The 12128-nt window shown below is 34.3% G+C and carries 10 protein-coding genes; 5 read left to right on the top strand and 5 right to left on the bottom strand.

Translation table 11 applies throughout. The features are described 5' to 3' along the window. Positions 1-41 precede the first annotated feature (41 nt). Both CAI20_RS06135 and trpS read left to right on the top strand, forming a co-directional pair. On the top strand, positions 42-602 hold the full coding sequence (locus CAI20_RS06135; protein ID WP_007301960.1) for a nucleotide exchange factor GrpE: 561 nt from the start codon (positions 42-44) through the stop codon (positions 600-602). Between the two features lie 15 nt (positions 603-617). Beyond that, a complete protein-coding gene (gene trpS, locus CAI20_RS06130; RefSeq protein WP_007301959.1) occupies positions 618-1616 on the top strand; it encodes a tryptophan--tRNA ligase in 999 nt (332 codons plus the stop codon). A gap of 7 nt (positions 1617-1623) precedes the next feature. Here trpS and CAI20_RS06125 read toward each other — a convergent pair whose 3' ends face one another. Next, positions 1624-2991: a hypothetical protein gene (locus CAI20_RS06125; RefSeq protein ID WP_007301958.1), complete on the bottom strand. Its 1368-nt coding sequence runs from the start codon at positions 2989-2991 to the stop codon at positions 1624-1626. A gap of 392 nt (positions 2992-3383) precedes the next feature. On the opposite strand from CAI20_RS06125, the gene CAI20_RS06120 reads away from it, so the two are divergent. Both CAI20_RS06120 and CAI20_RS06115 read left to right on the top strand, forming a co-directional pair. Then, a complete protein-coding gene (locus CAI20_RS06120) occupies positions 3384-6053 on the top strand; it encodes a 2-oxoglutarate dehydrogenase E1 component (RefSeq protein WP_149168952.1) in 2670 nt (889 codons plus the stop codon). 194 nt (positions 6054-6247) lie between these two features. Further along, entirely contained in the window at positions 6248-7021 is a 774-nt protein-coding gene (locus CAI20_RS06115; RefSeq protein WP_007301956.1) for a hypothetical protein, read from the top strand. Positions 7022-7094: 73 nt separating this feature from the next. On the opposite strand, the gene CAI20_RS06110 is transcribed toward CAI20_RS06115, so the two are convergent. From CAI20_RS06110 to CAI20_RS06100, 4 genes are all read right to left on the bottom strand, one after another. Beyond that, entirely contained in the window at positions 7095-7688 is a 594-nt protein-coding gene (locus CAI20_RS06110; RefSeq protein ID WP_149168951.1) for a TIGR02217 family protein, read from the bottom strand. A 53-nt stretch (positions 7689-7741) separates the two neighbouring features. Next, a complete protein-coding gene (locus CAI20_RS06735; RefSeq protein ID WP_246111593.1) occupies positions 7742-7930 on the bottom strand; it encodes a hypothetical protein in 189 nt (62 codons plus the stop codon). A gap of 3 nt (positions 7931-7933) precedes the next feature. Next, positions 7934-8968 carry an OTU domain-containing protein gene (locus tag CAI20_RS06105; RefSeq protein ID WP_246111592.1) on the bottom strand — a complete coding sequence of 345 codons (1035 nt, stop codon included), beginning with the start codon at positions 8966-8968 and terminating at the stop codon, positions 7934-7936. Positions 8969-9159: 191 nt separating this feature from the next. Next, positions 9160-9900, bottom strand: a complete 741-nt coding sequence (locus tag CAI20_RS06100) for a DsbA family protein (RefSeq protein ID WP_149168950.1) — start codon at positions 9898-9900, stop codon at positions 9160-9162. Between the two features lie 339 nt (positions 9901-10239). On the opposite strand from CAI20_RS06100, the gene CAI20_RS06095 reads away from it, so the two are divergent. Continuing rightward, on the top strand, positions 10240-12123 hold the full coding sequence (locus CAI20_RS06095; protein WP_007301951.1) for a DUF3857 domain-containing protein: 1884 nt from the start codon (positions 10240-10242) through the stop codon (positions 12121-12123). The last annotated feature ends 5 nt before the right edge of the window (positions 12124-12128 follow it).

Below are 12128 nucleotides of genomic sequence, written 5' to 3'. Positions count from 1 at the left end.
TTGATTGTTATATATTTATTAAGTTTGTAAGGGTGAATGATATGTCAGATAGTAATAAAGAGAAAAAAAAGAAATTTGCAGATATGGTCAGTAAACGAAAAGGGGATGATCAAGAAGATCAGCAAACAGGTGATTTAAGTGAAGAGCTTAATATATTAAAAGAACGTGCAGTTCAGCTTGAAGATCATTTACGTCGCGCTGTTGCGGATAATGAAAACGTTAAACGTATAATGCAAAAGCAAATTAGCGATGCAAGTGATTATGCAGTCACAAAATTTGCACGTGATATGATCGACTCTTGTGACAATTTAAAAAAAGCAATGGAAAACTTGAAAGATGGTGATCCTATTCATGAAGGAATAAAAGTGGCGCACCAAAAGATTGTGAGTGATCTAAAAAAACATGGAATAGAAGAAATAGATCCAATAGGTAACTCTTTTGACAGCAATTTACATCAAGCTGTTGTGGAAAGAGAAGATAATGAAAAAGAGCCTGGCACTATTGTAGAAGTACTACAAACTGGTTATACCATTAAAAATAGGTTGCTTCGTCCTGCAATGGTTATTCTTTCTAAAAAATCTGCTGATTGCGAAAGTAACTAATAAAACACTCAAGGTATGGAAGAAGTTGTCTTCTCAGGTATTCAGCCAAGTGGAGTATTACACTTGGGCAATTATCTTGGTGCAATTAAGCAGTGGATAGGCTTGCAGGATAAATATAAATCTCTTTTTTGTGTTGTTGATCTGCATGCAATCACAGCAAATAAGCTTCCCGCAAATGAATTAAAAAATAATATTTTTAAAGCAGCAGCAACTTATATTGCATGTGGAATAGATCCGGAAAAGTCGATTATTTTCAATCAATCCGCAGTTAGTGGTCATGCAGAATTGGGCTGGCTGCTAGGGTGCTATACACCAATTGGTTGGCTTAATCGTATGACTCAATTTAAAGATAAGGCTGGAAGCGATAGACAAAAAGCTTCTCTTGGTTTATATAGCTACCCAGTACTTATGGCTGCGGATATATTGCTGTATCAAACTAAATATGTTCCTGTTGGCGATGATCAAAAACAGCATTTAGAACTTGCACGTGATATTGCATCAGCTTTTAACAATCATTATAAATGTAGTCATTTCATCATACCTGAAATCTTAACTTTGGATTGTACATCAAGGATAATGAGCTTAAGAGATGGAGCAAGCAAGATGAGCAAATCTGATTCTTCAGAATACTCATGCATTAACCTTGACGATACAGATGACTTGATTGTCAAGAAAATAGAAAAAGCAAAAACAGATTCAATTCTAGGCTTTGATTTTGCTACTTTAAAGTGCCGTCCAGAAGTAAACAATTTGGTAAACGTTTATTCAGTGCTTAGTGATTTAAATGTGGAAAAAGTGTGTGAAGAAGTGAATAAACATGATATGAAACACTTTAAAAAAGAGTTAGCTGACTTAATCATCAGTGTTATATCACCCATACGTGAGAAGTTGAACGGTCTTTTGAGGGATCAGCTCCATTTACATAAAATATTAAAAGAAGGTACAGAAAAAGCAGCAGAGATTGCAAATAACAATATAAAAAAGATCAAGGATATTATAGGGTTTGTTCAATAGGTTACAACTATTTCTTCCCATGGCTTTCAAATCGTGCAGCTATTTTCTTTACACTAACATGAGTGAGAAGAGGTTTTTTACTAACCGGAAGTTTAGAATCGGACTTTGCTGTTATGGGGTTCATTTTAGATCTTTTATTTCCTACCGGAAATGAGTGAGATTGGGAGGCAGTTTCTTGCGATGGTGCAGGATCTTTCTTCATACCGATATCTGCTTGTGTTGCAGGGGTGGCTTTGCTCTTAGCAACTTGATTTTGCTCAAACTTTCCTACTATTGACTTTACTCTACCGTCCTTCTTGCTATTTACTTTTTCTTTTATAATAACCGCTTTTACTTCTGATGATGCTTTATCAGCAGATTTTTTCAGGATTGGTTTACTTTCAGCTGATTTTTGCGAAGTCACTTCTACTATTATTGGTTTCGTGCTCACTTGTTGATCAACAATATCTAGCCTTTTAGGATTTGACAGTATTTCAGATTTATCTTCTTTAGTTTCTTGCTTAATTTCTTGATTGGTAGCGTTTAGCGCTGGTGGCTCTGGAGCCTGTCTCTTTTTATATCCTCTTCTTGTTCCTGCATTTTTCTTAGGTTTCGTTTTGTGAGTTGGCTCCTTTTTAGCTAACTTTGAGTCTTCCGAATCTTTTGTTGAAGATTTACTACTTTTCTCTTGATAATTTGATATTTCCTCATTTCCAGACTCTTCACTTAATGAACTTTCATAGCCTGAATCTTCAGGAGATACATTCTCTATTTCTGGTTTAAAGTGTACCTTTTTTGAGGCAGTAGGAGGTGGCGGAGGTGCCGTTGTTGGCCGTTTTATTTTCTTCATACCTGATTTTCCTGCCGGCTGTTTTCCTTTTTGCAGCTTAGGAGTATCTTCCTTCTGCTTTGATGTCGTTTTATTTTCCGTGCTTACTTCGTATGATTTATGTTCTTTATTGCCTTTTCCACTCTGTTTCGAATCTAAAATTTCTTTAAGTCCTTTCTTGAATAGATTAATTGTACTTAAAATATTTGTGTATTCGGCTGCTTTTTCTATAGTGAAACCTGATAATTCATCACCAACAAAATTTTTTATGTCATTATCATTAGTTGGAATATCTTTTCCCAAGACTCTATCTAATATCCCTTTTAATGTTCCAATAAAACCGAGTGGCTTTGTGCTCAAAGGTTCTACATAATTATTCAAGTCGCTATATATAACAAATTTGGCTACATCTTTTGCGTTGTTTGTAAAATTCTTCAGAGCTTGAGATAAATCTTTCAGTGTTTCATCATATTGTTCATTAATTTTTTTTGTATCCTTCAGCTTTATGACTCTTATCAAAGAATTGAGATTTTTATCATAATTGTCACTTTTAAATAGATCACTCATACCAATTACTGTTTATCGTTTACTTAAATATAAATTCAAAGTATTAAGACCGAGTAAATGTTATATGACTTATCCTCTGACTCATAAACGCTTGCGTTCCTTAATGTGCAAAAAATTTCAATAATCTTCAATCAGCAATAGTATAGAAATCCAAAAAACAAGTAGCTAACACTGGAATCTAGGAATTATGATTGGGCACAAGTTGATGAGTATAGTTGTTTTATGTTGAAATACAGCATTTATGGAAAGATTAGATGTCAGTCTAGAATGACACCCTTTCTGGAAAACTCGGATTACAGTGTTTGTATAACTTAATAATTAGAAACTAAAGGAGTTCTTTTTTAAAAAACTTAAGTTATACTTATAAGTATTTGATATCTTTTGTAGTGATTATGTCGAATTTAAGCTGCCTTTATGGCGATAATGTCGAATTTGTGGAAGAAATTTATAGCCGTTACTTGCAAGGCGATAAATCAATTGGAGAAGATTGGCACAGAATTTTTTCGAGCAATTTAGAAGTTAATAAAGCAGAACCCTGCAGGGCACAGAATGAAGCTAAGGTAGATGTTGATGATTTAGCAAATTTTTTCAGATTTTATGGTCACTTTTTTGCAGACTTAAATCCATTATCACCGCATGTAAATAAGGAAATAGATTATCAAAAATACTTGAATCTTTCTCCTACAAGTGACACTAGAATCTACAGAGATATTTACTGCAAGAATATCGGTTTTGAATTTATGCATATTTCCTCTTATGAGGAAAGAGTTTGGCTGCAGGAGAAAATTGAAAATCAAGTCTATACGCTAAGCCCTCAGGATAAAAAAGAAATACTAAGGCACTTGATTGAATCTGAGATGTTCGAGCAATTTCTCCATATGAAATTTCCTGGATATAAGCGTTTTTCTATCGAAGGTGGGGAGTCAGCCATTGTTGCAATTGAAAGAGTTATTAGTGATTCTGCAGCTTTTGGTATTGAAGAAATAGTTCTTGGTATGGCCCACCGAGGACGGCTCAATGTTCTAACCAAAGTGATGGGAAAAGATTATGCGGCAATGCTGTCTGAATTTCAAGGCAACCTTGCATATCCAAGTGGTCTTGAGGTGTCTGGTGATGTCAAATATCACCTTGGTTACTCTTCTGATCGAGCACTTGCTGGTGGTAAAAAAATACACTTAAGTTTATGTCCTAACCCATCTCACCTTGAGGCGGTAAATCCGGTTCTAGCTGGAAGAGTAAGAGCAAAACAAAATACGAGATCTGTGCTTGGCATATCAATTCATGGTGATGCAGCTTTTATCGGGCAGGGAGTGGTTGCTGAAACCCTGACTTTGAGCAACATTGAAGGTTATAAAGTTGGTGGTATCGTGCATATTGTCATTAATAACCAAGTTGGTTTTACTGCAAATCCTAATTGTGCACGCTCATCTTTTTATTGCACTGATGTAGCAAAATCAATAGAAGCTCCAATATTTCATGTTAATGGAGATAATCCAGAAGCTGTGAGTTTTGTTGCGAATTTGGCAATGGAGTATGTGCAGAAATTTAAAAAGGATGTGGTGATTGACATAATATGCTACCGCAAATATGGCCATAATGAAGGCGATGAGCCAAATTTTACTCAGCCACTTATGTATAAAGCAATATCAAAGCATAAAACTCCAGGCACGCTGTACGAAGAGAAGCTGACTGCAGAGAAAGTGCTAGGTAGCGATGAAGTAAGTAAATTACGCAGCGAATTTAGAACAAGATTGGATAAAAGCCTTACTGAGTCAACGACTTATACTCCGAAGAAAGCTGACTGGTTTGATGGAGTGTGGTTAAAACTCAGGAGAGCAAAGTTGAACGATTTGAGTGAATATTATACGGACTCTGGTGTTTCACCAGATGAGCTAAAAAAATTGGGTGTACACATAAATAGCAATATTCCAAGTAGTTTTAATCTCAATAATAAAGTCAGAAGAATACTTGATGGCAGAATAGACAGTATAAATTCCGGTAGCAACATAGACTGGGCAACTGGTGAAAGTCTTGCATTCGCGTCATTGCTTAAAGAAGGAATAGGAGTGCGCTTGTCAGGACAAGATTCTGGTCGCGGCACCTTCTCGCACCGTCATTCAAGGCTTGTTGATCAAGCAACGGAGGAAGAGTTTATTCCACTAAACAACATAAGTGAGAAGCAAGCTCGCTTTGAAGTTATAGATAGCGCACTCTCTGAGTATGCTGTGATGGGTTTTGAATATGGATATAGCCTTGACTCTCCATATTCACTGGTGCTCTGGGAAGGGCAATTTGGTGATTTTGCAAATGGTGCGCAAATCATGATCGACCAGTTTATTGCATCAGCAGAAACAAAGTGGTTGCGATCAAGTGGTCTAGTTTTACTTTTGCCTCATGGTTATGAAGGGCAGGGGCCTGAGCATAGTTCTGCTCGTATAGAGAGATTTTTGCAACTCTGCGCAGAGGATAATATGCAAGTAGTTAATTGCTCTACTCCAGCAAATTACTTTCATGTTTTGCGCCGACAAATTAATCGAGATTTTCGTAAGCCTTTAGTGGTGTTTACACCTAAATCACTATTGCGTCATAAAAGCGCAGTTTCTAACCTTTCTGACTTTGAAGGAAAATTTCTTACGGTAATTCCAGAGTGTAGAACAGGTTTAGTTGCAAGTGATAAAATACGTAAAGTTGTAATATGTAGTGGTAAAGTTTATTACGACATAATTGAAATGCTTGAAGCACAAAAAATAAACGATATAGCAGTAGTGCGTTTAGAACAATTTTATCCATTCCCGGCCGATAAACTAAACAATGAACTCGAAAAATATAAGAACGCTGAAATTATATGGTGTCAAGAGGAACCAAAAAATATGGGAGGATGGTTCTTTGTCAACCCATTGATAGAAGAGGTATTGTCTGGCCTCAATGCTCAAGCAAAAAGACCTAAGTGCATTGCAAGACCTGCTGCTGCATCTCCTGCATGTGGTTATGCTAATATCCATGCTCAGCAACAAGCAGAAATTTTGAAGCAAGTTGCGCAGGTACAACTGTACAAACACTGAGCGGCTTCAAGCAGACTTATTAATTAGACTCTAGCACTTAGATAACTTACAACAATCAAACCTTTTATATACTCATACAAATATAAAAAGACTTTTATTTTTTTATAAAAGTATAATATTTATTAAGATTTTCATTTATTTTTCTCAAAGTAGTTAATATAGTAAATATTAATATTAATTAATATAAGATATATATGAGGACAAAAACATTTGAGAGGCTAATAGGGCAAACTAGACTACGCAGCGATAGCAAGGCTAAAATCATACGGTTAAATAGAGACAAAAAGGCTTTTATAGATGAGGATAAAAAGTCTATCGAATTAGCTGAGGCTATTTTTGCAGAAAATAATATGTTTCGTTTTCGTAAACCAGGTCCTGCTACGGATTACATTTTGCACAAACTAATAAATGATAGAAAGCTTCTCGAGGAAATGAAAGATAGAGGTACAAGTATAATACGTCTTTTTTCTTTGCTATCAATGTATCGTGGTCTTCCTAAGTGCTATGTTGTGAGAAAAGAAGGGTGTATTACTGAGTTTGGAATACTTACTTATATTGACGAATGTTTAGAATCAGTACCTTTAGAAGATTTTATACTTATTGAGTCTTCCTCGTACCTAGAGTACATTTTGTTTGATAATGATAATATCAGAAATAGGTTAGCTGAAGATTTGACTGAAGATAAAACAAAATTAGATATTTTCGTAAATGGAATTTTAGCAATAAATAGCTCGAATTTAGTATTATCTTGTATCAACACAATCGAGGCTTTTAATGAGGAAGCTAGAAATTTTGTCAATCACATACAGAAAACCAATAGGATGGACTACCTCTTTAAGGAAAATGGTACAACACTTGTAAAGTTAGTTCTAAAAGAATTATTAAAACTTTCTATTTTACAAGAAAGAGAAAACACTACATTAGAATTTCCTCAAATTTCGAGTGTGGAACATTGTAATGGGCGATAGACTTTAAAATGTGCAAGGCTCATTTAAATATGAGCCTCAGTATCGCTTAACTTTTATGGAGCATACTTTAACTTTATTTCACTTCCACTAAAGGAATATTATTCCAACTGTTACTGCTGTAGTTGTCAATAGAAGCGTTTAGGTAATCTGTATCAAAGCGTACTGGTACATCAAATTCGAAGCTTGCGGTGATTATTGTGCCTTTTGCTGGTGGTTTCATAAATTCTATTTCTCCAGTTGAATAATTTACTGAATATTTTTCTGTCTTTTCACCATCTAGGTAAATTTTTATTGTATCATGCACTGGCTTTTTAATAGTTCGTGTATGCTTGTCTTTTCCACTTATGTAAGTTTTCATCAGTTGAAAGATCGTTTTTTTATCGTCTCCTATGCCAATTTCTTGATTGATAACTGTAAAGTCTGACCAATCCTTAAAACGAAATCCTATTGCTTTACCTTTTCGTGCCTGAAAAAATGTTATGAGTTCTGTTAGCTGCTCGTTTGACCTAACTCCATAAGCTATGTTATACCTGGCACGTGCACGAGACCAATTAATATTGCGCTGCTCACAGCCATTATGAGTTGTTACAATGTCAGTGGAAAATTCCGGTCCTCCAGTGGAACCATAAGATATATTTTCTGGAAATCTAATTTCTGTAAATGACATATGCCCTCCTGTAAAAATAAAATTGAGTTGATATAGATGAAGTAGGAAAGATCTTAAATTTTTGAAGCTGCTTTATCAATCAGGCTATAAATTTTAAATCCCGTTTCTTCTAAAAAAGTAAAGGTGTTGTTTTCTCCTACCTTACCTTTCAGTTCGTTAATGTCTTGATGACTCTGCGTTAACTGATATGCACAAATACATGCAACAACTAAAGCCACTCCAGCAAAACATGCTAAAGGCATTGGTTAAGTAAAAACAGCAGCTATAGCAGATGCTGTGAATGCTATAGCTGTTATTACAGCAGCTATGCTATAAATAGCTTCTCTTCTGTAACTATTGATTAATTTCTTTTCTATTTCCTCTTGTTGTGTTTCTTGCCCTTGTTGATGAGAAATAGTAATTACTGTATCTGTATGAATTGGCTCACTAGCGCTGGTATTAATTCTCTCTTTTTGTGTTTCATGATCTTGCACAATTGCTGATTTGCTAGTTCTGATATTATATTGTTCTTCTTGCTCTGATTGATCAGAAGCAGAAGCTTCTGTAACCTCACCAAAGATTTCTTCATTAGAAACTGATTGATTTTCTGTTATATCAGAAGGGATTTTGCTAAGAAGTGGCACAAAATGCCTCATGTAATTCACTACTCCTACAGTTTTTTTGCTACTATCTATCTCTAGTTGATTGAGATTTATATCTTGTATAAAAACTTCTGGATCATCATCATGTGCTGTAATTTTAGTTACCGTAACTTTTTGACTATCTTCCTCTATTGAATAAATATAAAGTTCCACTTTGTACTTGTCGCATATCATTCTACCTTCAATGTTTGGACGACCCCATATAGGTGCGTCAGCTGTATGTGTATTAGTAATATACTCTAAATATTTGAAAAAAGACTTCGCCTTGTCTTGCTTATTAAGTCCATTTTCGCTTATTACTTCTCCATCCGGATCTTTTTGAGGTACGAAATACTCTCCGGCATCTCTTATTACCGCTTTATAAACCCACTGATCTGGCTTTTTGTTTGCTCTAGCATAATCTGCGCAGTCTTTTCTTAATGATTTTGCAGTAAAACGATAATCAGGTTTTATGTTTAATTCATTCAATCCTTGAGCCACAGAGTCAAAAAAGCAATCCCCTGTCTTTATAGCAGCTCCTATTTTTAGCTTTTCAGGATGAGCGCTCTTTAGATTATGCAATAAATCACTTGATTTTTTATTTTCTTTGATTTGTTGAAAAAGAGCAATTGGCTCTCTTACATAGTTAGAATCTCTCATGTTATAACTCCAAAATAATGATTGTATTTTAATAGATTAATCAGCCTAGGAAGGCTAATTACTTAAGGTCGTGCTGTGTTGCAAGCAAACATCACCTACTTTTCTTGAACTAATATGTAGCCTATACATATTGTTACTTAGTATATCTTAACTATACTTAAACTCTCTTATGCTGTCAAGCAGGGAATTTATTAATCTTTTAACTCATCCACTTTTTTGCGTAGCACATTTAAATCAGTTGCTCCTACAAAAAGACTATCTCCAATTATCAAAAAAGGTGTACCGCCTACTCCTAGATCCCTTACTAAAAGTTTGCTGTTGTTTATCATTTGCTCAATTTTGTCTGCATTATTTTTCATAGAGTTATTAAAATCGTTCTCGTTGATCCCTATATTTTTTACTATATCTAATATAGTTTCGTCTGAAAATTCTCCTCTGTGATCTAGTGCAGCATAGTGAAAATCTAAGTACTTTTCTTTATCGATAAAATAAGTTGCTAAAGCACCTTTTGCTGCCTTTAAAGAATTGTTACCAAGTATTGGAGCATCCCTAAAGATATACTTAACTTTGCCATCATTGATCAATTGTTTTACATCGTTCTTTATAGCTTTGCAATATCCACAAGAATAGTCAAAAAAACCTACAGCTATGATATTGCTATTTTCATTTCCTGAGTAAGGATAAGTAGAGTCGAATATTTCATTTTTATGCTGAGAAATTTTATTTTTGGTTGCATTAGCATAACTATTTTTAGCTGACTCTTCCTGGAGAGCTTTTAGAACTCTATCAAAATTTTTACTGATGTAATTATCCAATCTCTCACCTATATAATCATCATTTAAGTTCTGACTGCGGTGTGAAAGCCAATTGTTTATTACTGGTAAACTTGCTACTGCAAGTATAAAAATCAATAAAAATGGTATCTTAGACATATACTTACTTAAAGAATACAAATATTAAAGAAATGCTTAATGTTAAAACATTTTTATCAAGAAATGCAAACTTTATAAAATGAAATTTAAGATATTTTTGTAAAGTTCATCATAAGATTTGGTGATGAAAAATTTTGCAAAGTAAGGCATTTATAAAGATTTAGATAGTCTTTACCGCTATTTCTAGCAAATTGTAAGCAAAAAAGTTGATTATCTTGTAATCGCTGCATATAATATCGGTAAGCGCGTCGCTAAGTAATATGAACACACTAAGTCTTACATTTCCGATAGTGTTGTTCGGATATAATAGAATGATTTTTCAATAAATGTAAGTAAAAAATGAGGTTTTTAAAAGCTGTCTTTAACTTAGCAATGTTAGCATTTTTTGTAGCTTCGACAGCTGAAGCAAGGTGGAGTAAGTACGAAGATGCTTCTGTCGAGGTTAAGTTTTCTAATGTTAACATTAATGTTAATAGAGATGGTACCTACGAAACGGAAGTAGAACTACAAGCAAAAATACTCAAGGAGTCTGGGCGTGATAGATTTTCTCTGTATAGTTTAATCTACAATGATGATAGTGCAGATTTGACTGTTTTAGAAGCTAAAACAGCTTATAACGGAGAGGAATATATAGTCACTGAAGACATGATAGAGGATAAACCGCTAGCTAGTCCTAGTAAAGGCTTCGATCAGCTAAGGCAAGTAACTATATCGTTTCCTAAAATAGAAATTGGTACAGAAGTATATTTAAGGTATAAACAAGTTAACAAAAAGGTTCCTGTTGATAACTTTTATGGCTTGAGCTTTTCTTATCATGGGGATTATTTACAAGCAGAAAATACTAAAATCAATTCTGAATTACCCCTGGAGATTAAAGTTAATGATCCAAGAGAAGTATTAGAAATCGCTGAGGAAAAAAATGATGATATACACTCTATAAGCATTGCTTTAAAGAAAGCAGTTTATGAAAACACAACAAATGAACCACATAATGGAATATTGAACATAAAACACAACACTTGGGTATCACTTTCAAGCTTATCTGAATGGGAGGATTTAGCTAAAAAATTAGCTCCTGGATATCATAGCGTTATCAATCAGCCGCTTCCTGCAACTTTTGAAGCTATAGCAGAATTTGCTGACAATGAGAGTACCGATGAGGAGAAAATTAATGCAGTCACTTCTTTATTGAATGAAAAAGTTCAGTACATGGGAGACTGGCGTACAGTGTCAGGAAAATTTTTTCCGAGAGATTTGGAGAAAATTGCTGATTCTCAAGTCGGGGATTGCAAAGACTTTTCTGCTAGCACGGCTGCTATTCTGCAAAAACTTGGTTATAAAGTTCAACCTATTTTAGTTATGAGAGGAACTACTAGCACTTCTAATCCTGAAGCATTACCTAATATGGGTAATTTTAATCATGTGATGCTCAAAGTAACAAATAGAGATGGAAAAATATATTGGATCGATCCAACTAATACCGTCAGTATGGCACAGGGTATTTTTCCAGACATTGCTGATAGGAACGCTCTAGTACTCGATTCTGAGGAAGCAGATTACATAAAGATTCCTGCTGTACAAGGTGAAAATTCAAAAGTGATATCCCATAGTGAATTAACTATAGAAGATAATGTTGTAAATGAATATGGCCAGCTTACCGTGCAAGGGGAAGCAGCCTTAGGCTTAACAGGGGTTGGATTGTATTATTCAAATGAGCAATTAAGGGATTCTGTTTTTCGTATGATTAGTGGAGTATATCTTGATGAAGAAGAAAAGAAGTTCTTAGAATTGCCTGACCTTACTTTACGTAATGTAGAAGATCTTACAATCAAATATGAGTTTCAGCAAAAAAATAAGATTTTTAAGACAAATCTAGGACCTGCTTTGAATTTAGGAGATAATTGGCTTAATGATGTTGTCAATACAGCTTCTGACCAAGTGTCAGATCTTTTTATTGGTGTTCCTAAAACTAAGGAAAGCCATATGATAATAAAAGATATCAAAATTAAAAATTGTGAAAATTTGAATTTTGAAATAAATTCTCCTTGGTTATATGTAAATAGGTTCTGTAAATATCAAAATGATGGAACCGAATTTAGCAATTTAATAACCATAAAGAAAAGCTTTATTACCAATGAAGAATTAAAGACTGCTGAATATAAAAACTTAAAAAGCGAATTGGAGAATAATTTTTCTAGAGCCTCTATAATAATAAGTGAATGAGTTGT

The sequence above is a fragment of the Wolbachia endosymbiont of Chrysomya megacephala genome (genome assembly GCF_008245065.1).
In the GTDB taxonomy this organism is placed as follows: domain Bacteria; phylum Pseudomonadota; class Alphaproteobacteria; order Rickettsiales; family Anaplasmataceae; genus Wolbachia.
The sequence above is the reverse complement of the archived record's forward strand: the minus strand, read 5'-3'. Positions and strand labels throughout refer to the sequence as shown.

Coding starts and splice junctions, on each gene's coding strand:
- CAI20_RS06095 (WP_007301951.1), top strand. CDS start 10,240: ATGAGGTTTTTAAAAGCTGTCTTTAACTTAGCAATGTTAGCATTTTTT.
- CAI20_RS06120 (WP_149168952.1), top strand. CDS start 3,384: ATGTCGAATTTAAGCTGCCTTTATGGCGATAATGTCGAATTTGTGGAA.
- CAI20_RS06135 (WP_007301960.1), top strand. CDS start 42: ATGTCAGATAGTAATAAAGAGAAAAAAAAGAAATTTGCAGATATGGTC.
- CAI20_RS06115 (WP_007301956.1), top strand. CDS start 6,248: ATGAGGACAAAAACATTTGAGAGGCTAATAGGGCAAACTAGACTACGC.
- CAI20_RS06100 (WP_149168950.1), bottom strand. CDS start 9,900: ATGTCTAAGATACCATTTTTATTGATTTTTATACTTGCAGTAGCAAGT.
- CAI20_RS06110 (WP_149168951.1), bottom strand. CDS start 7,688: ATGTCATTTACAGAAATTAGATTTCCAGAAAATATATCTTATGGTTCC.
- CAI20_RS06735 (WP_246111593.1), bottom strand. CDS start 7,930: ATGCCTTTAGCATGTTTTGCTGGAGTGGCTTTAGTTGTTGCATGTATT.
- CAI20_RS06125 (WP_007301958.1), bottom strand. CDS start 2,991: ATGAGTGATCTATTTAAAAGTGACAATTATGATAAAAATCTCAATTCT.
- CAI20_RS06105 (WP_246111592.1), bottom strand. CDS start 8,968: ATGAGAGATTCTAACTATGTAAGAGAGCCAATTGCTCTTTTTCAACAA.
- trpS (WP_007301959.1), top strand. CDS start 618: ATGGAAGAAGTTGTCTTCTCAGGTATTCAGCCAAGTGGAGTATTACAC.